The sequence below is a fragment of the Ensifer sp. Root1252 genome, from assembly GCF_001425885.1.
GTDB lineage: Bacteria > Pseudomonadota > Alphaproteobacteria > Rhizobiales > Rhizobiaceae > Ensifer > Ensifer canadensis.
Window position 1 is genome coordinate 17,359 of sequence record NZ_LMDT01000015.1, and the last position, 24,639, is coordinate 41,997.

Sequence of the window (24,639 nt, forward strand, 5' to 3'; positions counted from 1 at the left end):
CCTGCCTCACTTCACGAAGGAAACCATCTTGCGGTCGGTCGACAGCACGACAGCAAGAATGACGAGCAATCCGAGAACCCCGTCCTGGAGAAAATCGGGCAGACCGACGACGACCATTCCATTATTGATGACACCGACGATAAGGACGCCGACGAGCGCGTTCCACACACCCCCGATCCCGCCCCAGAGCGCAACGCCACCCACTACGACCGAGGTGATCGAGATGAACATGAAGTTCGAGCCGGTCACGGACTCGGCCTGACCGATGCGCGCCACGACCAGGATCGCTGCCAGTGCGTAAAAGACGCCGGCAAGCGCGAAACCGGTGACACGCACGCGGTTGACGTTGAGACCGGATGCATGTGCCAGTTCCTCGCCACCACCGACGGCATAAAAGTTGCGGCCGAGCGTGGTGTGCGCTTGTATGAACCAGGCAACGAGCAGGAAGAAGCCGGCGATGTAGACCATGATCGGGAAACCGAACCAGCGCACGGTCAAAAGTCCCCGAAACGTTGCGTCGCTCACCTTGACGATATCGCCGCCCGTCAGGAGGATTGCAGCCCCGGTCCCAACGAAGCCCATCGCAAGGCTGGCCATGAAGGAGGGTATTCGCAGCTTGACGTGAACCAGCCCATTGACGAGCCCGATCAGCCCGCCGACCATAAGGATAAGCGGAATGGCCAGCCAACCGGCGCTCATCAGCGTGCCGCCGAACTTCGCAAAGGCGAACGCGAATACGACCGCCGTGAGCGAGATCGCTCCTTCCATGGAAAGGTCGATCGATCCCATGATGATGATGAATGTCACGCCGACGGCGACCATCAGCGCCGGCGCCGCCGCGATGGCGATGCGGGCAAAATTGCGGACCGAGAAGAAGGTCGGATTGAGGGCGGTGAAAAAGATCACCAGCGCGATCAGCACCAGCAACGGCGCCCATTTGATCAAGGTTTCGCGCGATATGCGACGTGTCACGTTAGGCACCCCTTCGCCCGGACTGTGATGAATGAAATGGAGGCGAATGCGACGACGCCTCCATCAGACGGATAGCTCAGTACTGGATCTGGCCGTTGGACGGGCCCCAGAAATCCTTCCAGTCGTAAGCCGGCACGGAATCGAGATACTTTGCCTTGAATTCCTCTGCATCCTTGGCGGTAACGAGGATCGTCGGACCGTAGAATTCACGATGCTCTTTCGACTCTTCGGACGGTTTGAAGCTGCCGATTGCTGCGTGATAGGCGAGCGCCGCGGTGACGCCGCCGCCCCAATGCGGATTGGTAAAGACGGTCGCCAGGAGTTGACCCTCCAGCACCATCTGCACGGCCTCGAGATTGCCGTCGTAAGCGACGATCGGCATGCCTTCGATGCCTTCGGCCCGGAGGGCCTCGATCACTCCATAGGCGATGTTGTCATTGGCGCAATGTACGCCCTTGATCTTGTCACCGTGACGGGTCAGGAACGACGCCATGAGTTCCGCGCCCTTCTGCGTGTCCCAGTCGGCCGGCTGCGCGTCGAGCAGTTCGATCTTCGGATAATCCTTGAGTGCGTTCTTGAGGCCATTGAGGCGCTCAACCGCAGGGTTGTTGGCAGCAATGCCACCGAGATGAACAACTCCGCCCTCGCCACCCATGGCCTCAAACAGGATCCGCGCGGTTTCTTCCGCCGGTTTCTCGTCCGACCAGGTCATGTGGGAGACGTAGTTATCACCGAAGTCCCAGGGATGCAGATCGTCTGTCTTGTTCCAGATTGTCGAGATGTAACCTCCGGCGGCAGACACCGCCTCCACCACTGGCCTTGCATTCGGGCTGTCATTGGCATCGCAGGCAATCGCGCAGTTGCCGTTGTTCTTGGCGAGGAAGGCCTTGATGTCGGCGAGTGACTTTTCCGACGAGCCTTCATTGATCAGGCTGACAAGCGCACCTTTCGGCTTGCCGATCGTTTCGACAAAAGCCTCAGCGCCCGAGATCACCGAATTCCAGTAGGCGGAGGCGCGATCGCGATAGCTCCATGCGATGGCCGGATCGACCAGCGCCGCATGTGCGCCACTGCGCCCGAGAATGGCCGGAACCGTCATGGCCCCAACGCCGGCGGCGGCGGCCAGGATGAAGTGGCGACGGCTGAGCGTCTCGCGCTCGATAAAGTCCTTGATAAAGGTCGACATGGCGTTCCTCCCAAATCCACGTTTGAACGTTCCCCGCATTCGGCGGGTTTTTCAGAGGGCAACAAAGGCGATCCACACCTTCGGGGCCGAGCCTCCTCAGCTCTCCCACGCCCACTTAACGCACTAACTAGTTACTTCTTTGATGGAGCCGGAGTCAAGAGCCTTTCGCGATTGCGGCCTTGATGATTTTCGACTGACCGCTTTGACGGATACGCACGCTGGCGTGTATGACTGGCCAACATGAGCCGCGAGCGCGCTGGAGGAATGGCCTTGAGCATGATCAACGAACCGACCGAAAAGCCGGGCCGCAAACCGCGCATCCGCGATGCGGAGGCGACCAAGGCACGCATTCTGGATGCCGCCAAAAAAGAATTCGCAAAGAATGGCTTAGGCGGCGCGAGAGTCGATGTAATCGCCGAGAAGGCCAAGGCCAACAAGCGGATGATCTACCACTATTTCGAAAGCAAGGAGGGCCTGTTTCAGACTGTCCTGGAAGATGCCTATATCGACATACGCACGGCGGAACAGAAGCTTAACCTCGATGACTTGCAGCCAAAGGCAGCTCTCGAAAAGCTCGTTCGTTTCACCTGGGAATACTATCTGAAAAACCCCGAATTCATCACTCTGGTCAACAGCGAGAACCTGCATCGCGCCAAGCACCTGAAAAAATCCGTAGTGATCAAGACGGCCAGCCGCAAGTTCGTCAACATGGTGGAAGTGTTGCTGGAACGAGGCGCCTCTGAAGGTGTCTTTCGCCACGGCATCGATCCAGTGCAACTGAACATTACCATTGCGGCAATCGGCTACTATTACCTCACCAACCGCTTCACCGGCTCGATCGTGTTCGAACGTGACTTGATGGCGAGGGAGGCGGTCGACGAACGCCTCCGCTTCAATATCGAGACCATCATGCGGCTGGTTTGCGCCTAAGCTCGCTAGAGCTCGAAAGACAGCCCCTCGAGGTCGAGTGCATGGCGGGCGCATTCGATATCTTCGACGTCTCGCGCACCAGACACACCAATCCCGCCGACAACCCGGTCGCCGTGGATGATTGGCAGACCTCCGCCCCAGACCAAAAGCCGAGACCGATTGGCTAGGCCCAGCCGCAGCGAAGGACTATTGTCCATTCTCTCAAAGAACGCTTCCGTCGTACGTCTCATCGTCGCCGCGGTGAAGGCTTTGTCCATCGCGAAGTCTAAGATTGGCGGCGCCACCTCATCCATTCGCGCCGCCGCAAGTGTCGCGCCTTGCGGATCGACCACGCAAACTGCCACCCGCCAGGCGTTCCTGGATGCGTACGCAACCACATGACCGACAAGGCGCAGCCCAGCATTTGCAGCAAGCGCCGTGGCGGTGACGATCAGCCCACTTTCCTGGTGAGAGCGCTCCATTATTCTCCCCCCTCAAGACGGGTCCAATCGAGAACGATGAAGGGCTCTTCAATGCGCTTGGCCGCGATATCCGAATAGAGCGATGAAGGATTGTTTGGCACGACCTGCCGTATCAGGCCGTCGAGTGGAATGCGGCCCTCAGCGAGCCAGTCGAGCGCAAGCGAGAAACCGCTGAAAACTGAATGGGGTGCATTGTTGTACCCTGCGAGAAGCTCCTCCCATTGAAATCCTTGCGCGTGCATTGGGATTTCCCACTCCCAACCAGAGCGCAGGCTGGCAAGATTGAAGAAGACGGCGTTCATGAGATCGTGGGCAGATGCATCCGTCCATTTGCGCCAGGGAACGCCAACCATGACCACCTCCCCAAGCCTGCGCACAAGGCGGCATCCATCAAGGATCGCATTTTCATGCCCCGAGCAATCCACGACAAGCGCGACCCGACCGGCGAAGGCATCGTCCCCAAGAGGCATCCGCTCTCTGCAATCGGAAAGACCGCTTCGTGCCAACTGCGCTCGCCTCCGCTCGTCAGGGTCGACGACGGTCACACGGTAGCCGCTGATATTGAAAAGGTGTGCGGCGAGAAGGCCGACCGGGCCGGCTCCTGTGATGACGACGCGGTCGCCGGGGCGAGCCATGGTTGTCATCAACGTGGTCATCGACACGCCCATCAGACGTGCAAGCGTTGCAGTTCCGGGGTCTAGATCAGCCGGCAGCGGCAGGGTGTGTCTGGCGAGATGCGTTTGCGTGGCGCGATGAGCACCCATCGCAAACCTCAGTTCGCCGGGCCGAAGGCCGACGACATCCCCGGCGACCTCATCAACCCTGAAGACTGCGGCATAACCGGGACGAATGGGAAAAGCATCGCCACTGGCCCAGCCCAGTTCAGTGCCTTGGCTGACGAGGGTGTAGAGCGTGCGCCCGCGAACTTCGCCCGCCTTCAACGGCAAGTCCTCGTAGGACGCCAGCTCAAAGGCCTGCTTTGCGACAATCATGATTTCATCGGGCATGAAGGTCCTTTCCGGCCGAGGAAGATGACCGCATCCAAGACAACGGAAAATTGCCTGTGTGAATTAGTGCTTAGAAGGTGATCCGCTCGCCAAACCGAACGGAGCGGAGGGACCATGCGTCAGCGACCGGTTACCGGCGACCATTGCACCGGACCTCCCGCCTGTTCATAGCCAAGCGGACCCGGCATGCTGACAACCTCGAGGAACTGACCCCACGGGGCCTTCAGATAGAGCCAGGTCAGCCCTTCCATGGCGCCGCTGTCGACATATGTCGGCCCTTCGAGCACCTCGACACCTGCCTCACGCAAGCGCATTGCCGCAACCTCGCAATCATCAACCTCGAACGCCATGTGAAAACCGCCCGGCTGACTGTTGCGTTTAAGGGGCGCATCGCCGTCAACCTCTCCGGAATACTGAAACAGTTCAAGGTTGGTCCCGTTGCCGACCCGTAGCACCATGATGTTTTCGATCCGCCTGCCCGCAGGAACACCGAGGCGCCTTTGCATGAAGGTGTCGTCCACATCGATAGGCCCTGTTTGTAGGCATCTAGCGGCACCGAATACGGCTTCAAAAAAGCCCGCAGCCTCCTCAAGATCAGGCACAGTAAAGCCGATATGCTGCATCCCAAAAACCTTCATCGATTCCCCCTCCGAGCGGTCCATTCACACGCCGGCTAAAAGCCGACCGAATTTAGTATGTAACTATTTAGTTATTTAATTGCAACCAGTTTCCCTCCCGTCGGGACCCGCGCTTTACGCAAAATGGAAAACAGCTAAACCTGAACCCGGACCGCCGCAGTGGCCGAGCGGTACCGGCATTCCCACCAGACATTGCCGGGCGGGCCTGTCATGCATGGCGATCAAAGGCGACAGAACTGCTCGTTACCCACATCACAAAGGCGTGCGAGTCCCTCTTGAGCAATCTTCCGAAAGTGAGGGGCCGCAAATAACTGGTGGGCCACGGCTGATTGAGGTGGACCAGTTGGCTTCCATCACTCGCCTTGAGTGGGTTCGAACCGCCGGCAACTCGAGAAAATAATGAGCGTACCAGGCGCCGGCAGGAGCGCTGCCAGAGCCCGTTCGCGCGCGGCTTAACCGGTTAAAAGCCTCGTCTCGGAGGATCCGCAGCGCGACGGCGAACGGCCGGGATCCGGGAAGCCTAGGCCCGACAAGCCGCTCCGTTTTGATTGAGGGACCGCAGACAACGAGGTTTTCGGGACCTCGCCATCACCTGCCCTGCCTGACGAGCGACCGGGCGATATCGATGATGTCGCGCGAAGCGAAAGCGGCTCCTTGGCACCTTCCGGCCCGGAGCGACAATGAGGTTTGGTGGACGATATCACTCCGGGAATGGTGCTCAATCTCAAAACGTGAGAGCATATCTGTAGTAGCGACAAAGTGCGCGGCGCAGCCAAAGTCTAGCTTTGCGAGCCGCGAAGGGGCGGTGGCGTGGAGCATTCTGGCTGGGGCGTAGTATGAAATCATTTATCCTGGCCGCAGGGCTTTCCTTGTTCCTCCTCGCCGCCTGTTCTCACACCGTGCAAACATTCAAGCAAGCACCGTCATATTCGCCCGCGCAGCCGACAAGCACGCGGCTGACACAAGCTGTCCAAAGGCTTGGTGATCCTAGGGACGGTCGCTCCGGGGTTAGGCTGATCGGCAACGGAGAAGAAGCGCTGGCGGCGCGCTTGGCGCTTGCAGCGGCCGCCGAACAGACGATCGATGCGCAGTATTACCTTCTGCACAATGATCCTACCGGAAAAATCTTTGCGTGGAGCTTGCTGCAAGCCGCGGATCGGGGTGTGCGGGTGCGGCTATTGCTCGATGACATGGACACTAAGGGCTATGACGCCGTGACAGCGGCTCTGGACTCGCATAAAAACATCGAAATCCGGCTCTTTAACCCGTTCTGGCGGGATCAGAGCCTTGTCGCGGCCGTCCTCACCGACTTCAAGCGGATCAACCGCCGGATGCACAACAAGTCGATGACCGCCGATAATGCCATGTCGATCGTCGGTGGCCGCAATATCGGCGATGAGTATTTCCTGGCCAAGAGGGAATTGAACTATTCGGATCTCGATGTGCTGGTGGCTGGACCCGTTGTCGATGAAGTCTCGACAAACTTTGATGAGTACTGGAACAGCAAGTTTGCAGTGCCGGCGCGCGCCGTCGTTGGCGAACCAGAGGGGTTCAGTCTCGACGAAGCGCGCGATCGCCTTGACGAGATCGTCGGGGATGCTCGAGAGACGGAATATGCCAGCGTGGTGCGTGCGGCTGCGAAGCAGCATCTAACGCCATCGACGCTGAAGCTCGCGTGGGTTCCCGCCAAAATGTACTCGGACCCCCCTTCAAAAACGGCCGGTGAAGACAACGAAGAAGAGATTCTTGCCTCTCAACTGTCAAAGTATTTCGCCGATGCGACATCAAAGATTGAGATCATCTCTGCGTATTTCGTGCCCGGCAAACGCGGCACAGAGTGGTTGCGGGAACTTGAGGCGCGGGGCGTCGAGGTGTTGGTTGTAACCAATTCGCTGGCATCAAACGACGTGAAACCAGTCTATGCGCATTATGCAAAGGACCGGCGGGCTCTTCTGGAAGGAGGAGTCCACCTCTACGAACTTCGGCCTGACGCAGATCAAGAAGCGCGGCGCGGCGTCAATTGGGGTGAATCGCGATCGGGTCTGCATGCCAAGGCGTTTACCATCGACGATCGTTACCTGTTCGTCGGCTCGTTCAACTGGGACCCGCGGTCGGTGAATATCAATACGGAGATGGGCATTCTGATCGACTCGCCTGAATTTACCAGGATGACGTCGAATGCCCTAAGAGGCGTTTTAAGAGAAGAAACCTTTGCCGTAAGGCTGAACAAGGACAAGCGGATCTCGTGGACGCAGACCGAGCCGGACGGGACGCAGCGGATCTATTATCATGAGCCTACGGGTTCGCCCTGGGATCAATTCGTGGCGGGATTTTATGCGATTCTCCCTATCGGCTCGCAGCTCTGAGGTTTTCGCGACGCGGGCGCGCCGGTATTAGGCCTAGCGTTGGCAGGGGGAAAACCGCCCTAAGAAAATCTGGGGCTCCTATTCCGCTTTGGCCGGAGAGCCGCCGACCATCGAGTCTCTGCTCTTGAGAGGAATCAATGATCAGTAGCGCATATGTTTTGTATGGACAGATGCCGGTATCGAAGACGTCGAAATAGTTGACGACCATTGATGGCCAATCGTGGCACACAGGAGCTTGAGATGACCCATATCCTTCCTCCGGTCCATCCGGGCGAAATCCTCCGCGAGGAGTACCTACTTCCGCTGAACATGAGCGCCGGTTCACTGGCGAAAAAGCTCAATGTCCCTCGCACTCGCATCGAGCGTATAGCGGCGGAGCAAACACCGATAACGACGGATACCGCTCTGCGCCTCGCCAAGTATTTCCGCACAACGCCGGAATTTTGGATGAACATGCAGACCAGCTTCAACCTCAAGACGGTGGAAACTGCGCTTCACGGCGAACTGGAGTTGATCCCGGAAATCGATAGAGCAGCATAGCCGGACCCTGCCCCTGGCACGGCACATTCCAGTCGATACATGGCCTTTATCAACCAAAGACAGCGACTGCTGATTTGATGATGATCCCACCATCTGGACTTCTGCGCATTTGCCGGCCGATAGCGGCGCGAAAGACTTGCAGCAATTGCAGCGCCCGCGGTACCCGCGACACAGGGTTTTCATGCGTTCCCTGCCACTTCGGCTTTTCCGCACTGCCTGGCCCGTAACAATGCGCTGTGACCAGCGGAAGCCGATCTCGTGGAAATACAGGTCGGCATGCTGCCAGCTGATATGATGAATGACGCCGGTAATTGTGCGACGGACACGCTTAGGTCTGCAAACGGCAGCATTGCGCCCCACGTCGGTTGTCCAGGCTATTGAAACGAGATCCTAAAGGCCGACGGTCTGCTTTTCCGCTCGTTCCTTCCGGAATCGCAGATCACCAGTCGCCTACTGGCCGCAAACCAGTCATTCACGGATTGCAAATCTGTGTCCGCTTGGAGCGTTGTAGAGACAAACAAGCTTCTCCACTGGCGGTTCAATTAGCTCACTGTCGCGAGCTCACGCGCAAGTTCCAAGAACGCCCTGACCCCGGCTGACAGATTTCGGCGCCCAGGGTAGTAAAGGCAAAGCCCCGGATATGGTGGCGTCCAGTCTTCCAGTACACGGACGACGCGCCCCGCCTCAATGTCCGGGAAAATGTCTTGCTCGAAGATGTAACCTATACCGGCGCTTTCCAGGACAGCGGTTCTTGTGAGGCTAGCCTCGTCCAGCGATATCGGGCCGCGTGCATCGATTTGCACCTGCTCCCCGTCCTTCTCGAAACGCCACCGAAACAGGGAGCCATCGGGCAGGCGAACGCGAATGCATCGATGGCTGAGAAGATCAGGAGGGACCACCGGCTTCCCATGCCTCTCGAAGTATTCAGGAGACCCAACCACAGCATGTCGCTGGGGCCGGCCGAGCGAAACGGCAATCATGTCGCTGGGAACGAGGCCCGCAACCCTGACTCCCAGATCAAACCCGTCCTTGACGATATCGACCATCTTTCCTTCAGTTACAATATCGACATTCATGTCGGGATAGCGGCGCAGGAACTCAAGCACGAGCGGTGAGATGATTGCGCGCGCCGCGAACGGCGCCGCGTTGATCCGTATTGTTCCGGAAGGTGTCTCACGTTGCGCACGCACTGAATCCAAAGCGGCATAGAGATCCTGGAGCGACGGCGCCACCTGCTGCACAAAGAGCCTGCCGGCATCCGTCAGCGACACGCTGCGTGTGGTGCGGTTGAACAATCGCACCCCAAGCTCCGCCTCAAGCCTGCCTATTGTGTGGCTCAACGCTGTCGTAGACATGCCGAGATCGATGGCCGCTGCGCGGAATGTGCCGCGCCGGGCAATAGCAATGACCGCTTCAAGTTCCTTCAGGTTGGCTTGTTCCATTGTCCCGATCTGTTCATTGCCGCATGCCGGCTTATCCCACTTATCTACGCAATGGTCGAGCGCTACTATCGGATCAGCCAATGAGGAGAAACACAATGGATATGCCTGATATCGTGAACATGTACTTTGACGCTGACAGCGGCAGCAATGCGGATGCGCTGTCGGACACGTTTGCGATCGAAGCCGTTGTGGAAGATGAGGGATCGCGCCATCAAGGCGTCGTCGCAATCCGTGAATGGTGGGTGGCTGCGAAGAAGGCGACGCAGTACGTTTCTGAACCTTTGGAATCCACCCTTGACGGCAACAAAGTGCTCGTCGGAGCCAAAGTTAGCGGCCAGTTTCCCGGCAGTCCGGTGACGCTCTCATATGCCTTCACCACCAAGGACGGCAAGATCGCTAGGCTGGAGATCCCGTGATGACAGACTTTCTCAACCTGAGAGGCAAACGAGCCCTCATTACTGCTGGAACCAAGGGGGCCGGGGCTGCGACCGTCAGCCTGTTTCGGGAACTCGGCGCGCAGGTGTTGACGACCGCGCGGGCGCGTCCTGAGAACCTGCCGGAAGAATTGTTTGTCGAGGCCGATCTCACGACTGAAGAGGGGTGCGCGGCCGTCGCGGACGTTGCGCGTCAACGTCTCGGCAACATCGATATCATCGTTCATATGCTGGGTGGCTCGTCAGCAGCCGGCGGTGGCTTTGGGGCGCTAACTGATGCCGAGTGGCACAAAGAAATGTCTCTCAATCTTTTTCCCGCTGTTCGACTCGATCGCGAACTGGTTCCGGACATGGTCGCACGGGGAACCGGTGTGGTTGTGCATGTCACGTCCATCCAAAGAGTGCTGCCTCTCCCGGAAGCGACCACGGCTTATGCCGCAGCCAAGGCGGCACTCTCGACTTATAGCAAGGCCATGTCCAAGGAGGTATCGCCCAAGGGCGTCCGCGTCGTGCGAGTGTCTCCGGGTTGGATCGAAACGGAAGCGTCCGTTCACTTGGCCCAGCGCTTGGCGGACAAGGCGGGTACGGATCTTGAGGGTGGCAAGAAGATCATCATGGATAGTTTGGGCGGCATACCTCTCGGGCGCCCTGCCAAGCCGACGGAAGTGGCAAACCTGATTGCTTTCCTGGCATCGGATCGCGCTGAATCGATCACAGGTACCGAATACACCATCGATGGAGGAACTGTGCCAACAGCTTAGGATCGAGACGCCTTCACAGATCAAGCGGGCGCGTCCCATCCGCCGATCTGTGAATAGATGGCGTCGCGGAGATGCCGGACATCGCGATTCAAGGATGCCAACTCCTGGGCGCCTGTGTAGAGGTTGCGAGCAATGTGTCGCTGAGGCTTGACCGGTTAAGAACCTCGTCTCGGAGGATCAGCATCGACGGCCAACGGCCGGGATCCTGCAAGCCTAGCCCGAAACTTCAGCCTTCTCGATCGCCGGTATGCGGGACGGAGCGGCACCCATGCGCATGGCGAGCTGGCGCGTAGTCATGCCGAGGGCCTCGCGGATNCCGAAAGATGCATGCGAACCGCATCGTCGATGCAAGCCTAGCCCGAAACTTCAGCCTTCTCGATCGCCGGTATGCGGGACGGAGCGGCACCCATGCGCATGGCGAGCTGGCGCGTAGTCATGCCGAGGGCCTCGCGGATGGCCTTCATCCAACCACGTGGCGGCGAAATGAGCTCTAGGTCTCGCACCGGCGCCAGACGTCGTTCCAACTGTTTTCGAGCGAGGGCCGCTTGTTTTTTGTTCATCTATTTATGTCCATTTTCGAAGAAAATAGCATATAAAAATGAGCAAAGATATCCGAATTGAGCATTTAAAAGTATTCAGCGCGAGTTAGAGCGATCACAAATATATGCGCAATAGCTCAGCAGCTAGGATAGCCGCGAGTTTCGAGCGATGGACAATCGGCCAAGCTGTCGTTGGAGAAGCACCGCCGCTAAAGAGGTGATCGATGAGACCTTGCGCCGAGCCCTGAAACCGGCATGCCACTTTTAAGTGTTCGCGACCTCGTCGCGAATTGAGGAGAGGCAGCATGGTAGTCGACAGCTTGCCGGGTTTTAACGGATGTCCGTATGCTTCCTTGGGCATGCCCCTCCATCGGGGCAGGCCCGCGCGACTAAGTGCATGCCCTATAGCGAAGCCGCCTAGGCAAGCTGGTAAACCAGCTGGGCTGCAGCAAGATCGGCAAGCCCGGAGCCCACACTCTTGAAACAGGTGATCTGGTCCGGGTTCGTGCGTGCGAACTCGTTGTTGCGACAAAGATCTGTCAATGTCCCCAGGAGGGCGTTATGTCCAATCACGCCGGCGGCAAGGGGCTTGATAAGTTCTCCTGCTTCCTCAACCGCGACCGTGGTATCGATGTAGATAGACGAGCGACGCATCACTTCATCATCTGCCTCTCGCATATCTGGGGTAAAGGCCCCGACGAGATCGACGTGAGTGCCAGGTTTTAGCCACTCGCCTCGAATGACGGGCGCAGTTGCAAGCGTTGCGGCGCTGACGATGTCAGCGGCTTCGATCGCGGTTTTAATGTCCGCCGTCGATTCAGTGGGAAGGCCACGGTCTCGCAGGGAGGAGTCGAGACGATCGGCTTGTTCGTGATGGATGTCCCAGATGACGATGCGCCGAACCGGTCGTACAGCTACATAGGCGTCCGCGATTAGGCTTCCCACGCGCCCAGCGCCTAGAATGACAAGCGATGAGGCGTCCTCTCGCGAGAGATATTTGGCCGCAAGCGCCGATGTTGCCACAGTGCGCCGGCTCGTCAGCGTGTTTCCGTCCATGAGGGCCAATTGCTCGCCCGTAACGGCGTCGTAGAGCATGTATGTCGATACGACAGCAGGCAGCCTACGCTTCATGTTACCCGGCATGATGGTCACCAGCTTCACGCCAAGAAAGTGATCTTCGACAAATTGGTCGCAGAGTGCGGGACCGATCTCTCGGCCTGGCCGAATGCCAAGCACTTCACCTCCTGGCTATGCCTCTCGCCAAGCAACAAAATCTCCGGCGGCAAGGTGTTGTCCTCACGAACCCGACGATCTGGCAGCCGGGCCGCGGCGCTACTGCGGCTTGCCGCGGTTGCGGTCGGGCGCACTGAGACCGCGCTGGGCGCATTCTATCGGCGTTGGTCCGCACGTGTTGGCAAGGCCAAGGCGGTCACCGCAACCGCCCGCAAAATCGCCGTCTTGTTCTACAACACGCTGCGGCACGGGATGGAATACAGTGATCCGGGAGCCTCCTATTACGAGGAGAGTTACCGTCGACGCGCCCTCAACAATCTCGAACGAAGGGCAAGGTCGCTTGGCTACACACTACAGCCCGCGTCAACGCCCGCCTGAGTGTTTCTTAGGAATGCCGGACAAGTCCACCGGCAGTTGCAAATCTTTTCACCCCGGAAAACGATAGCGAATCAGTTGTATTTGCGACGGGGACATATAATGCGATTCTTCCTTGGCTTTCTCGCGTTCGGTGCGCTCATTGCCGCCTCCATCCTCGTCTTGCCCAGCTTCGTTTCGAGCGAATGGATGCGCGCCGAACTCAGCCGAAAGCTCTCGACTGCAACAGGCAGCTCAATTGCCTTGAACGGCCCCGTCAGGCTGTCCGTATTCCCACATATGGCGGTGGTTGCCGAAACTGTCGTGCTCTCGAGCGAAGAAGCGGGCGTCACAGCCGAAATCGGAGCGGTTGCGGGCTCAGTGACACTCTCCTCCCTCTGGTCGGATCGCTTGCACATCAAGGAGATCAGGCTGGTTCAGCCGATCCTCACATTGCACGAGAAGACAGGCAAAGCATCGCCCACAGAAGGCGGCAAGCTGGGCCGAGCCAAACCAGGCGATCCGCTTGCCGCGCTTGTCACTTTCCTGGAGCGAAGTGCAATCGACTCGGTCTCGGTTGTCAGTGGCACTTTGAGACAGCAAAGCACTGCCGGTGCGAAGCAGGTCATAACCGATATCGACCTTTCACTCGCAGTACCCGACGTCGACGATCAACTTTCCCTTTCGGCGAGCGCCCGTATCGAGGAACGGCGCTACCAGATGACGCTCGCGATCTCCTCCGTGCGCCCGTTGCTTGAACGACAGCCAGCTGACCTGAGCCTTTCCTTCGAGGCGGATCCCGCCCCCGCCCCCGGGCTCTCCGCATTCGAGGCCACCGGACAAGTCGCCCTCAACACCAATGGCAGCTACCAGATCCGCGGCGGCAAATTGCTTGTTGGAGACGAGGCTCTTGGCCTCGACGCACTCTTCATACCCGGCAATCGCCCGCGGTTTCTCGCTGACATCGACGCTGACCGGTTGGACCTGAGCGCATTTCTTGAGGCTACTACCTCGGCTTCGTCGCAACCCAACGCGAAATCGGAGAAGTCGGGCGCTTCGACGGGTTTGCAGCTTCTGACCGGGTTCGATGCCGATATCGGCGTGAACATCAGGGATCTTGTCCTTGGTGACATCTCGGCATCAGACGTTGCCTTGGCGGCAACGCTTAAGGACGGGCTGGTTACGGCAAGGATAGAACATCTCGGCATCGATGCCGGCAGCGTTGCGGCAAATATCTCTGTCGATATTCGCGAGGTTGAGCCGACCTTCAAGGGCCGCATATCCAGCAGCGGGCTCGATGTCGCCAAAGTGGCAAATCTGATCGGGCAATCCGTTCCTTTGACCGGGTCTGTCACGATCGATACCCGGTTCGCGTTTCGCGGCCTCTCGGGGGATGCCCTGAGAAAAACAATCAACATGACCGGCAGCCTAGGCCTGCACAGCGCCACCTTCATCGCGCCGGGCGTCGCCGATCCCTCGTTGAGCGAAGTCAAGATTAAGAAGCTGGCGCTCAGGATCGATGACTTTGCAAAACCGGGGCGTCTGTCGGGCAGCCTGGCCTGGCGCGGGAAACCTGCCGAAGTCGACTTGCAGCTACCGTTAGGCAGTCTCTTGGCCGGGGACCTCAACTCGGGGGGTATACCCCTGAAGCTTGACATGCGTATGCCGGGAGCGGCTCTTTCGCTTGATGGCAAAGCGGCCATTCCGAACGGCTATGCCGGCAAGCTGATTTTTTCGACAGCGGACGTTCGCGGGTTCCTTGGCTGGCTTGGACAGAGCGGCCCGCACAACATCGACCTATTTGCGTTCAACGGTGATGTCAGCGCGAGCCCGGCGAGCGTTCAGTTCGAAAGTGCCACTTTGTCGGTCAATGGTGTCGAGGGGACCGGGAGTGGATCTGTCCAATTCACGACACCATTGAAGATATCCAGTGCCCTCAAGTTCGCACAGCTAGATTTTGCGCGTCTCGCCGGCGCGCGCTCGAGTGCACCTCAATCGAAGGCGCAGGGAGCTGACCCTGCGCCCGATGCTCCGTTGGATTTCTCCTCGCTTCGATTGATCGATGCATCCATTAATGTCAACGCCGATAAACTTGGATACGGCAACGTATTTGCAGGGCCGGTGGCAACCACTCTTACCGTTGCCGATGGAGTCGCAAGTCTCAGCCTTCCTGAAAGCCCGTTCTATGGCGGCCATATTACCGCAAGCCTGAGGGCCGACGGCTCCGGGTCAGAACCGTCGATTGCTTTAAACGCCTCAATCACGGGCGCTTCGGCGGCGCCGCTTCTGACCGACATGGCAGGCTTCAAACATCTTGAAGGCGCGCTGCAGGCCAAGCTCGACTTAACGGGAGCTGGCAGCACGACTGGCACACTCAAACAATCGCTTCAAGGCAGCGCGGATGTCCGGTTTTCCGATGGCGCCATCCGCGGCATCGATATCGCCGACGCCTATAACAACCTCGTTGGCCTGATGTCGTCGGGCTTCAAGCAGAATGAAAGCCAAGCGACAGGGTTCACTGAACTCAGTGCCTCGTTTGCCGTTGATAGCGGCGTTGCGCGAACCGAGGACATCAAGCTAATCGGCCCGCTCGTGCGCATGAACGGGACCGGGGAGGCAAATCTTGCGGACGGACAGATGAAGTTTCGGCTCGATCCGCGGGTGGTCGCATCGCTGGATGGACAGGGCGCCGAGATCTCAACTGACGGAATCGGAGTTCCGGTCCTGATCGAGGGGCCCTTTGCCCGTCCTCGCATATATCCCGATCTGTCGGGACTTTTGAAGAACCCCACCGCTGCCTTGGCGACACTGAAGAAGTTCGGATTGCCGACCGACACGCTGCGGATCGATGACCTGCTCTCCGACAAAGCGACTGGAGGATCCTTGCGCGACATCGTCGGCGGCGCCATCGACAATTCCCTCAAAGGCAAGCAAAACCAACCTTCCATCGAGGAGATCATTGACGGCAATGTGGCGCAGAGCGGCGAGGCGCCGCCGGACGTCCAAGCTGACGAAGACCCCGCTACTCTCGAACCCGCGGCCAGGCAACCGGTCCCCGGAGCGGAGCAGCCCGATCAGGACGCGGGGACGTTTGGAAATCTGTTCAACCGGCTTCTCCAATAGAGACAGGGGATTGTTGCAGTTCCCGGGCGTGGAGACGTAACCATCCTCCGCAGCCCCGTGCCTGGTCAAGCCGTTCCCGTGCGCCTGGTAATTTTAAAGCGCCCTTCGGCGCATGTCAGCACTGGGATGTGATCGACTTGTGGATGTCGATAGGGATCGGTGCAGCACGACGTTTCCGTGCCTGCAAACATCGTAACTTCGGACTATGCCTTCGCGGAGGTCGCACTCAATTCTTGCGCGAAAGATTGATGTTGAACGGATTGCGTGCTCGTCCGCGATCGCCCGTCATTGCTCTAGTAGGAGACATGAGTCAGTCCCTGCCGCTGCTTGTGCTGGCGGACGGCGAAACATCGAAGCATCAAACTGATGTTTTTCAAGGAAGAGCGTTCATTTCCGAAAAAGACAAAATCCTTGCCGCCCTGTCCGAAAGGCACGGCTTCCCAGATCCACATCCATAAGCTGGACTCCAGGGTTGATGTCCAAGGGTGAACCGCGATGTTCCCCTGCCGCGTCGAGCTCGATCGGGATACTTGCGGCCGATGCGGACCAGGAACGCCGGCGGCCGATTTCCGCAACCTGATGCGCGGAGCCAGGGACTTCGACGATCTCGTCTCCTAACGCGCCATTCGCGATATCATCGTCGGTCGTCGCAACGCGGCACAACAGTGGCGCAAGCAAATGCGTCCAAAAAATCACCCCCATACCAAATCTTGAGCTGATTGCGGCCAAAAGCTTGCAGCGTCCAGATGTTGCCTTTTTGGCAACCGTCACGGCGAATATCTATGCTTCTTCGCCGGAAGAAACTCTGAAACATTGGTGTTGCAAGCAACTCCTTAGAGGCAAGCAAGATGGCCTATGTCATTACAGAGCCCTGCATCGACGTGAAGGACGGCGACTGTACCGCGGCCTGCCCCGTGGACTGCATCTACGAAGGTGGCCGTACCTTCTACATTCACCCCGAAGAATGCATAAATTGTGGGCTCTGTCTGTCGATCTGTCCTGTCGACGCCATTGTCTGGGATCACGAGATCCCGGAGAGCCAGCGCCACTTCATCGCAGTCAACAAGGAGTTCTTCGACTCCGACGTGACCGGATTGGGATCGCCGGGCGGGTGGAGCAAGGAGTGCTCGACGGCGCTGGACCACCCGTTCGTTGCCGGCTTCGAGAGGGTAGCAACGTCACCATGACAACACTTCAGCAACAGGAACGAGACATGTCTGTGACAGAATTCCGTGGCGTCGTTGCCGCCGTGCCGACGCCGTTCGACGATGAAGGCCGGATCGATACCGAAGCCTTTGTCGAACATGCCAGCTGGTGCCTGAACAATGGCTGTGATGGCCTGAATGTGCTCGGCACGACAGGCGAAGCGAATTCGCTGTCTTTCGAACAGCGCAGCGCTGTCATGGTCGCTGTAGCCGAGGCGCTGGATACCAAAAGGCTGATGGTCGGAACCGGAACGCCTGATCTCGAGACGACGATCGCCCTGACGAGCCTTGCCGGCCGCCTCGGCTATGCGGCAGTGCTGGTCTTGCCGCCTTACTACTACAAGCCCGCCCCCGACGACGGGCTCTTCGCCTGGTTTGCCCGGCTCATTCGCGGCACCGCCAAAAACCCGATTCCGATGTATCTGTACAACTTTCCGCAGATGACCGGCATCACCTACAGTCCGGCCTTCGCCGCAAGGCTCGCCGAAGCATTTCCGGATCGCATCAAGGGGGCCAAGGACAGTTCGGGCGATCTCGACTATGCGCGCCAGTTGTCGAGGATCCCGAACTTCGCCGTCTTCCCGAGCAATGAGGCCACACTCGCCGATGCGGGCGCCGACAACTACGCCGGCACGATTTCTGCGACGATCAATATCGCCCCGGCCCTGTCGGCCAAGCTCTGGAAGAGCCAGGACGATACCCCCTTGCAGGATCGCGTGCTTCGGTTACGGCAGTTGATTGCCGCCAACCCGCTTATCCCGGCCGTCAAATACCTGGTCGCCAAGAGGTCAGGAAATCCAGTCTGGTACAATGCCGCCCCGCCGCAGCCTACCCTTAGCGACGCGCATCGGGAGACGCTTGACCTGATCGCCGCGCGTGCTTACCAGCCGGAATAATAGGCGCGCGTCGCCGCGGCGAGCTTGATCACCCGCGCGCGCTCGCCGGCCAACCGAGGTAGATCAGCGCGCGCCTGCTTCAGGAGTTCGGCCCGAACGCCTTCGTAGTCGACACGGGTCAGTCTTCCATCGCGCATGATCTCCCGTCCGCCGACGTAAAGGCCCTTTGCATGGGCCGCCGTCATCCGGACGAGCAGAATCTCAGCCTCATCCAGATCGCCCGTCAGGCTGTCGGCAATTAATGCGGCGTAATCCACGAGCACGAGGTCTTCGTTCACCGGCGCATTCAGGACTTTGGCGCCGACATGGATCGCTGCATCGAAGACCCGCCCGGCCGTGAAGGTCCGCGTCATGTCGCGGCCGCCATGCAACAGATGGGCCAGGCGCAGTTCCCGCCACAGATCCTGATCATCATCGAACCCTGTCCCATCCAGGCCGAAAGCGAAAGCGGGTCCATTCGCCGGCATGGCGGCGACGGGTGCCACGCCTGAACGCAGGCGTAAATTGGCCGACGGGTTGGAAACGAGCTGCACCCCACGCGCGGCCAGCAGCTCGAGTTCGTCCTGGCGCAACTGAACGCCATGGGCAACCGCGAGGCGCGGCGAGAGGAAACCGATATCGTCCAGATATCGCACGACACCCTGAGGGAAGCGCCGGTCCAGCCAGCACCGCTGCCGCGGACTTTCGAGGAGATGCATGTGAATGCGCCGGCCCGTTGCTGCAGATGCCTCGGCGATGCCTTCGAGCAGCGCATTGGAGCACCACTGCGGCCCGATCGGGCCGTACTGAACATCGATCAACGGGCTGGTGTTGCCGGCAGCGACAGCGTCGACTGCCGAAATCTGGACCATGGGCGGTGCGTATTTCGGGATCGAGGCGCTGATTTCCTTCCAGTCTGCCGGATCGAGGAACGGGCGCAATCGCCCCGGCCCGCCATCATAGGCCCACGGGTCGAAATCAAGCAGTGGGCAGGAGAGCGCGAGCCTGATGCCTAGCTCATCCGCGGCTCGCATCACGGCGCCAGCCTCGTCCACCAGCCGGTCGATGTTCAGAGAGTTGTGGCAATGCATCGTCGCACCGACGCCCGTTTGCGCCAGCCGAGAAAATGCTACGAGCGCTTCGAGGTAGGGGGCAGTCCGCGGCCTGAGCCGGAGGCCCGGGATCCACGTCTCCAGGGCATCGTCGATGTTGCCGAAATCGAGCGTGCGAATGCCATAGCCGTGGTCATGCGCGTTGACGGGCGGTGGCATGAGGAGAGCATTGGCCGGGATCGTTGCCGGGGAAATGCCGTCAGGCAAGTGACGCAGGAGGTCCGGCTCGCGTCGTGCGACTTCATGACCAGGGCGCAAGAGAAGTCGTCCCGGGATTGGTCCTGCGCTCACGTGCGGATAGCCTCCATGATCTGGTCGCTGAACCTCAACAGTTCCGCGCCGACGAACTCGATGACGGCCTCGGCCGCGTGTGTGCGCTGCCGGCGCCGCTGCACGAGAATTCCAACGTGCAGGTTCTGAAGGCGCGAGCCGGAAAGCGGTATGGCGACGACATCGCCCGAATTGATCTCCGCCAGGAAACCGATCGGCGTGAAGAAGGCCACGCCCTGACCGGAGATGATGAACGGCTTGAGCATCATCTGGCTGTTCGAGAGCACAAAGGGCCGTCCGGTCCGCTCAAAGACGGAGAGCTCGATTTCGATGAGCGAACGGATCGGTTGCGTGTCGAGTTGCAGGAGAAGGTCGTACTGGGCGCACTCGGCGAGCGAAACCTGCCGCTGCTTGGCCAGCGGATGCCCACGCCCGACGAAAGCCATCAGCGGCATCGGCACACGAAAGAGCATCTCGGTGTCGTCGGGCCGGGCCAGATCGAAGGTCAGGCCCATGTCGACGTCGCCTTCGGCGACCAGGCTGCTGATGTTGCCGTGACCGGCTGTGTGGATATGGAAGCTGACCCCGGGGTGAACGCTGTGGAACGCGTTGACCATATCCGGCAGGAACTGGATGGCCAGACTGTCGAGACAGGACATCTGGACGCGGCCGGTCTTTTTTCCCTGCAAGGCGCCGAGGTCACTGCGCAGAAGGTCGAAATTCTCCAGCGTAGCGCGGGCGTGGCGCAGCACGTTCTCCCCGGCGACAGTCAGCCTCAGCCCATTCGAGAGCCGCTCGAACAGCGCAATCCCAAGCTCGTCCTCCAGCTTCTTGATTTGCCGACTGACCGCCGAGGAAGCCACATGAAGCTCCTCGGAAGCCTTGCGAATGGATCCGGACCGCGCGACCGAGACGAAGTATTTCAGGATGCTGGCGTGCATTCAATTGGAACCTTCCCTCCCCTGGGGCCCGCCTTATAGCACGCTCACCGTCCCCTCCAAACGGGCGCGCGCTTCTCCTGGAAGGCGGTGACACCTTCCAGGGCGTCCTCACTCTTGAGCGCCTTTACGAGCGCGGGCGTCCGCAAGCCCTGGGCCTCGGCCGGCGAAAGATGACCGGTCCGATTGACGGTCTGTTTGATCGCGCGGAGCGAAAGCGGCGCACAGGCGACGATTTCATCGGTCCAGCGCGCAACAGCCGCATCGAGCTCCTGCGGTTCGGCCACCTCGTTGACGATGCCGAAACCTTGCATCTCTACGGCAGAGAACTGACGACCGGTCAAAAGCACGCCCATTGCGAGATTGTGCGGGATCCGGCGCTGCAGCAGGACCATGCCGCCATCGAGCGGCAGGCGCCCGACACGAGCCTCCGGCAGACCGAAGGCCGACGTCGTCGAGGCGATGACGATATCGCAGCCGAGAACCATTTCAAACCCGCCGCCGAGCGCATAGCCGTTGACCCTGGCGATGACGGGAACATCCAGCGAGCGGCGAAAAGCCAGCCCTCCAAAACCGTTCGGTCGGCTTTCGGTCCAGTATTCGAGGCCCGTCGTTTCGGCCCCCTTCAGGTCGGCCCCGGCGCAGAATGCCCGTTCGCCGGCACCCGTCAGCACGACACAGCTTATGTCGTCGCGAGATTCGACCTCTTGCCAGATCGCCTCCAGTTCGCGTTCGGTCGCCGCGTCCACCGCATTCATTCGCTCCGGACGGCAGAGCGTGACGGTGGCAACGCGGCCCTCTACGACAAACTCGACGCTCATGCCGCATCTCCCTGACGCACAGCAATCGCCGAGAGGATCTCGTCGTTGTGCTCACCGAGCTTCGGCGGGGCGATGCGCACCGTCACAGTCGCCGCCGACATGTCGATCGGCGAACCGATCAGCCGGACCGGACCGGCTTTGGTTTCGCCGGCATCCAGGATCATGCCATTGATCGTCGTCTGCTCGTCGTTAAGGGCTTCGGGAAGCGAGCGCACCGGCGCGCAGAGGATGTCCACCTGCTCCAGGCGGGCAAGCCAATGCGCGCTGCTGTTCCTCGCAAACGTCTCGCGAAACACCTGCTGCAATTGCGGGCGGCGCTTCATCTGCTCATCGAAGTCCGCAAATTGCGGCTGCAGGGACAGGTCCTCGATCTCCAGAGCGGTGCAGATATCCCGCAACGGATTTGGCTTGAACGCACCAACCATGACGATGGCGCCGTCCGTGGTTTCGAAAACGCCGGTCAGCGGGAAAGCGCCCCAGTTCAGGTCCTTCTCCCGCATCATATGCGTGGTGCCTTCCTGCATCTGCATGGCGAGCATGGAGCTGTAGAGGCTGACCGAGACCTGCTGGCCCTCACCGGTCTTGTCACGGTGCAGCAGCGCCAGCAGGATGGCTTGCACGAGGTGCATGCCGGCGGAATAATCGGCAAGCGGTGTCGCATAGATCGACAGCGGGTGGCTCGCATCCGACTTGCGCCGCATGACGCCCGAAAGCGCCTGCGCGAGAATATCCTGCCCGCCCTTGTGCCGATAGGGTCCCTCCAGGCCGAAGCCGGTGCCGACGGCATAGATGAGCCGCGGATTGGTCTTCTTGAGCTCCTCATAGCCAAAGCCCATGCGTTCCATGACATCCGGCCGAAAATTGTTGACGACCACGTCGGCCGTTTCGATCAGTGCGCGCACGGCGGCACGCGCCTCGTCCTGCTTGAGGTCGAGGGCCAGGCTCTTCTTATTGCGGTTGAGCGACGAGAAGACCGGATTGTTGAGGCCGTCCGGATCCGACCCCAGCGACCAGCGAGAGAGATCGCCGATCTTGGCCTTTTCGACCTTGATGACCTCTGCGCCATAGTCGGCCAGCATTTGCGTGCAGCAAGGACCAAGCATGACCTGGGTGAAATCGACGACGCGGATACCGTCGAGGGGAAGCGATGTCATTCTGCGGCCTCCAGATAGGTTGCATTTTCGGATGGAACGTCGCCTGGATCGGCGCCCTGGGCTCGGAGCTGCTTCTGGATCGCCCTGACATCGGCGTCTCGCACCTTCACGCCCGCGTTGAGAGCGACGGTTGCAGCAACACCTGCCGCCTCGCCCATCGCCATGCACGGCGGGATCTCGCGGCTCGACTTCTGCGCCTGGATCGTCGCGGAATAGTGCCTGCCTGCGACGATCAGCTGGTCGACTTCCTTGGGCAGCATCGCCCGGTAAGGCGTGTAGTAGTCACGACCGCGGCAGACCGTGTCAGAGAAGTGGCGGCGGGTCATCACATCGTCCTTGGTGACGACATACTCACCCTGAAGCAGGCGCGACTGGCGCACGCCCGTCTGCGGCGCAAAATCGAGGACATAGGCATTTTCGAAGCCCGGCAGGTTCGCCCGGGCGAAATCGAGCAGGCGGGCGATGCGGCTGCGGCCCTCAAGTTCGGCATAGGTCAGGTCTTCGACGCGCAGACCGGAAAGCTTCGGCATATGTGGGCAGTTCAGCCAGATGACGCCGGGCAGCGGCGTCTTCAGCCACCAGAACGACCAGCAACCGCCGATCAGGCGCTTGGCTTCGTGATCGAGCAGCTTGAACCGTTCCGGTTCCTCGGACTCGAAACGCTCGGCTGCCTCGGTGTCGATACCGCCCCAGCGGGAAACCGTCGTCAGGATGAAGTTGCCGTCGGTATGCTGGGCGCCGGCGTCGGCGGCAACATCGAGGTCGCCCGACGCATCGATGACCACATCGCCCATGATGGCCTCGCGCCCTGCCTTGGTTTGGCAGACTACGCCCTTGATCGTGTTGTTCTCGACGATCGCCGACGAAAACCAGCTGTGTGTCCTGAGCTTCACGCCGGATTCGCGCAGGATGTCGTAGGCGACGCGCTTGAAGGCGTCCGGATCGAATGCGGCCGCGTAGCAGATCGGATGCGGCGCAGACGGCGTGTGGAAATCGAACAACCCCCAGCGCGCCCACCGACGCCACGCTTCCGGCGTATCGCGGAGATCGAGCTGGCGGTCGCCATCCGTCGGCGTGACGCAGAGGCCCAGCGTCTTCATCCGTTCGATCATCTCCATGCAGATGCCGCGCACGGTGATTTCGACGTTGTTGACCATGTCGTCGAGCACCAGGACCATACCGCCCGAGGCAAGGCCGCCCACATAGGGATAGCGCTCGAGCAGAGTGACGCTGGCTCCGGTGCGCGCCGCCGACACGGCCGCGGAGATGCCTGCCGGGCCGCCGCCGACGACGACCACGTCCGAGCGATCGACGATCTTGGCGTTACGCAAAGGCTCCCTGATTGTTTCCATTGTCGTTCCTCCATAGGGAAAGTGTCCGGCGAGATGTGAAAGAGTTCACAGCCAGTGACTTCGTTGGGTGGCCGGACCTGGATAGGTCCGGCTGCGGGTGTCTTGGGGTTAGTGGTCCGTCGTCGGCTTCCAGCGGACGATCTTCGATTCCGCGAACGAAACGGCGAAGAAGAGAACCACGGCGAGCGAGGCGGCGATCACGACGGTCGCATAGAGCAGCGGCGATCGGAAATTATAGGTCGCCTCGATGATCAGGGCGCCAAGGCCGTAGCTGGATCCGATCCATTCCGCGACGATAGCGCCCATGACGCTGCTGGTTGCCGCGATCTTCAGTGCGGCGAAAAGGAAAGGCAGCGAGCTGGGAAGGCGGACCTTCCAGAAAATCTCGGAGTTGCTGGCGGACAGGACGCGCATGAGATCGATCATTGCGGGGCTCGCCGACTTCAGTCCTTGGACCATGTTGACGAGCGTCGGGAAGAAACAGATCAGGCCGGCGATGATGATCTTCGGCGCGATGCCGTTGCCCACGAGCAGCACCAGGATCGGCGCAAGCGCGATGATCGGGATCGACTTGATGATCACGGCGATCGGATAGAACGCCCGCTCGGCAAGCGGGCTGTAGACGAACCAGACCGCCAAGAGGACGGCAATGACGTTGCCGAACACGAAACCGAGAAACGCTTCCATGAGCGTCGGCCAGAAGTTCGTCCACAGGATGCCGCCATTTTCGCCGAAGGCCTTGATCACGTCGACCGGACCGGGCGCCATGAACGTTGGCACCGAGAAGCCCCAGACGACGAGTTGCCAAAGGAGGATGCAGCCGAGGATCGCGAGTGTTGCCGGCAGGTGTCTCAGGGTAGCGGCGGCGGCGGCATCTAGCATCCTGAACCTGTTGCCGTCCGTCAAAGCGCGGCCTTCCGCTTGCG

At 59.9% G+C, this 24,639-nt stretch carries 22 protein-coding genes and 3 pseudogenes; 10 read left to right on the forward strand and 15 right to left on the reverse strand.

The genetic code is table 11. The features are described 5' to 3' along the window. Window positions 1-6 precede the first annotated feature (6 nt). Both ASD02_RS17705 and ASD02_RS17710 read right to left on the reverse strand, forming a co-directional pair. Complete coding sequence (locus ASD02_RS17705) at window positions 7-972, reverse strand: ABC transporter permease (RefSeq protein ID WP_057217544.1); 966 nt, start codon at window positions 970-972, stop codon at window positions 7-9. Window positions 973-1,048: 76 nt separating this feature from the next. Beyond that, complete coding sequence (locus tag ASD02_RS17710; RefSeq protein ID WP_057217546.1) at window positions 1,049-2,158, reverse strand: sugar ABC transporter substrate-binding protein; 1,110 nt, start codon at window positions 2,156-2,158, stop codon at window positions 1,049-1,051. A 276-nt stretch (window positions 2,159-2,434) separates the two neighbouring features. Between ASD02_RS17710 and ASD02_RS17715 the strand changes: the two genes are divergently transcribed. Then, entirely contained in the window at window positions 2,435-3,088 is a 654-nt protein-coding gene (locus ASD02_RS17715; RefSeq protein WP_057217586.1) for a TetR family transcriptional regulator, read from the forward strand. A gap of 5 nt (window positions 3,089-3,093) precedes the next feature. On the opposite strand, the gene ASD02_RS17720 is transcribed toward ASD02_RS17715, so the two are convergent. The 3 genes from ASD02_RS17720 to ASD02_RS17730 all read right to left on the reverse strand — a co-directional run bounded on the left by ASD02_RS17720 (window position 3,094) and on the right by ASD02_RS17730 (window position 5,194). Next, complete coding sequence (locus ASD02_RS17720) at window positions 3,094-3,549, reverse strand: heme-binding protein (RefSeq protein WP_057217548.1); 456 nt, start codon at window positions 3,547-3,549, stop codon at window positions 3,094-3,096. After that, window positions 3,549-4,556 (reverse strand): zinc-binding dehydrogenase, encoded by a 1,008-nt coding sequence (locus tag ASD02_RS17725; RefSeq protein WP_057217550.1) that lies wholly within the window; start codon window positions 4,554-4,556, stop codon window positions 3,549-3,551. Before ASD02_RS17725 ends, ASD02_RS17720 begins: the two co-directional genes overlap by 1 nt. A 119-nt stretch (window positions 4,557-4,675) precedes the next feature. Further along, window positions 4,676-5,194 (reverse strand): VOC family protein, encoded by a 519-nt coding sequence (locus ASD02_RS17730; RefSeq protein WP_057217552.1) that lies wholly within the window; start codon window positions 5,192-5,194, stop codon window positions 4,676-4,678. A gap of 836 nt (window positions 5,195-6,030) precedes the next feature. Between ASD02_RS17730 and ASD02_RS17740 the strand changes: the two genes are divergently transcribed. Together ASD02_RS17740 and ASD02_RS17745 are read left to right on the forward strand one after the other, a co-directional pair. Continuing rightward, window positions 6,031-7,560 (forward strand): phospholipase D family protein, encoded by a 1,530-nt coding sequence (locus ASD02_RS17740; protein WP_057217556.1) that lies wholly within the window; start codon window positions 6,031-6,033, stop codon window positions 7,558-7,560. 240 nt (window positions 7,561-7,800) lie between these two features. After that, window positions 7,801-8,100 carry a HigA family addiction module antitoxin gene (locus ASD02_RS17745; RefSeq protein WP_057217589.1) on the forward strand — a complete coding sequence of 100 codons (300 nt, stop codon included), beginning with the start codon at window positions 7,801-7,803 and terminating at the stop codon, window positions 8,098-8,100. A gap of 49 nt (window positions 8,101-8,149) precedes the next feature. Here the strand turns inward: ASD02_RS17745 and ASD02_RS37130 are convergent. Further along, a pseudogene (locus ASD02_RS37130) lies at window positions 8,150-8,427 on the reverse strand (IS1595 family transposase); the annotation flags it as partial. A 215-nt stretch (window positions 8,428-8,642) separates the two neighbouring features. Continuing rightward, window positions 8,643-9,542 (reverse strand): LysR family transcriptional regulator, encoded by a 900-nt coding sequence (locus ASD02_RS17750; RefSeq protein WP_057217558.1) that lies wholly within the window; start codon window positions 9,540-9,542, stop codon window positions 8,643-8,645. Window positions 9,543-9,637: 95 nt separating this feature from the next. On the opposite strand from ASD02_RS17750, the gene ASD02_RS17755 reads away from it, so the two are divergent. Both ASD02_RS17755 and ASD02_RS17760 read left to right on the forward strand, forming a co-directional pair. Further along, the gene (locus ASD02_RS17755; protein ID WP_057220997.1) at window positions 9,638-9,958 is read left to right on the forward strand and encodes a nuclear transport factor 2 family protein; all 321 of its coding nucleotides are present in this window, start codon (window positions 9,638-9,640) and stop codon (window positions 9,956-9,958) included. Then, entirely contained in the window at window positions 9,958-10,737 is a 780-nt protein-coding gene (locus ASD02_RS17760; RefSeq protein ID WP_057207837.1) for an SDR family oxidoreductase, read from the forward strand. Before ASD02_RS17755 ends, ASD02_RS17760 begins: the two co-directional genes overlap by 1 nt. 353 nt (window positions 10,738-11,090) lie before the next feature. Here ASD02_RS17760 and ASD02_RS17765 read toward each other — a convergent pair whose 3' ends face one another. Continuing rightward, window positions 11,091-11,297 carry a hypothetical protein gene (locus ASD02_RS17765; protein ID WP_057217563.1) on the reverse strand — a complete coding sequence of 69 codons (207 nt, stop codon included), beginning with the start codon at window positions 11,295-11,297 and terminating at the stop codon, window positions 11,091-11,093. Window positions 11,298-11,693: 396 nt separating this feature from the next. Next, entirely contained in the window at window positions 11,694-12,512 is an 819-nt protein-coding gene (locus ASD02_RS17770) for an ornithine cyclodeaminase family protein (protein WP_082555563.1), read from the reverse strand. Between ASD02_RS17770 and ASD02_RS17775 the strand changes: the two are divergent. The 5 genes and pseudogenes from ASD02_RS17775 to ASD02_RS17790 form a co-directional block, all read left to right on the forward strand. Further along, a pseudogene (locus ASD02_RS17775) lies at window positions 12,459-12,887 on the forward strand (transposase); the annotation flags it as partial. The gene ASD02_RS17770 and the pseudogene ASD02_RS17775 overlap by 54 nt on opposite strands. 99 nt (window positions 12,888-12,986) lie before the next feature. Further along, window positions 12,987-15,986: an AsmA family protein gene (locus tag ASD02_RS17780; protein WP_113568948.1), complete on the forward strand. Its 3,000-nt coding sequence runs from the start codon at window positions 12,987-12,989 to the stop codon at window positions 15,984-15,986. Window positions 15,987-16,218: 232 nt separating this feature from the next. Next, window positions 16,219-16,444 (forward strand): annotated as a pseudogene (locus ASD02_RS37140) (DUF3088 family protein); the annotation flags it as partial. A 390-nt stretch (window positions 16,445-16,834) separates the two neighbouring features. Next, complete coding sequence (gene fdxA, locus ASD02_RS17785; protein ID WP_057217566.1) at window positions 16,835-17,173, forward strand: ferredoxin; 339 nt, start codon at window positions 16,835-16,837, stop codon at window positions 17,171-17,173. Window positions 17,174-17,199: 26 nt separating this feature from the next. Next, on the forward strand, window positions 17,200-18,087 hold the full coding sequence (locus ASD02_RS17790) for a dihydrodipicolinate synthase family protein (RefSeq protein ID WP_057217568.1): 888 nt from the start codon (window positions 17,200-17,202) through the stop codon (window positions 18,085-18,087). Here ASD02_RS17790 and ASD02_RS17795 read toward each other — a convergent pair. The 6 genes from ASD02_RS17795 to ASD02_RS17820 form a co-directional block, all read right to left on the reverse strand. Further along, window positions 18,072-19,394, reverse strand: a complete 1,323-nt coding sequence (locus ASD02_RS17795) for an amidohydrolase family protein (protein ID WP_347376829.1) — start codon at window positions 19,392-19,394, stop codon at window positions 18,072-18,074. The two genes, ASD02_RS17790 and ASD02_RS17795, sit on opposite strands and share 16 nt — an antisense overlap. A 71-nt stretch (window positions 19,395-19,465) precedes the next feature. Next, window positions 19,466-20,389, reverse strand: coding sequence for a LysR family transcriptional regulator (locus ASD02_RS17800; protein WP_057217570.1), 924 nt, complete (start codon window positions 20,387-20,389; stop codon window positions 19,466-19,468). Window positions 20,390-20,433: 44 nt separating this feature from the next. Next, a complete protein-coding gene (locus ASD02_RS17805; protein ID WP_057217573.1) occupies window positions 20,434-21,207 on the reverse strand; it encodes an enoyl-CoA hydratase-related protein in 774 nt (257 codons plus the stop codon). Next, window positions 21,204-22,361 carry a CoA transferase gene (locus tag ASD02_RS17810; protein ID WP_057217575.1) on the reverse strand — a complete coding sequence of 386 codons (1,158 nt, stop codon included), beginning with the start codon at window positions 22,359-22,361 and terminating at the stop codon, window positions 21,204-21,206. The genes ASD02_RS17805 and ASD02_RS17810 overlap by 4 nt, the downstream gene beginning before the upstream one ends. After that, on the reverse strand, window positions 22,358-23,713 hold the full coding sequence (locus tag ASD02_RS17815) for an FAD-dependent oxidoreductase (RefSeq protein WP_057217577.1): 1,356 nt from the start codon (window positions 23,711-23,713) through the stop codon (window positions 22,358-22,360). Before ASD02_RS17815 ends, ASD02_RS17810 begins: the two co-directional genes overlap by 4 nt. A gap of 108 nt (window positions 23,714-23,821) precedes the next feature. After that, a complete protein-coding gene (locus ASD02_RS17820) occupies window positions 23,822-24,595 on the reverse strand; it encodes an ABC transporter permease (protein WP_244494241.1) in 774 nt (257 codons plus the stop codon). Between the last annotated feature and the right edge of the window lie 44 nt (window positions 24,596-24,639).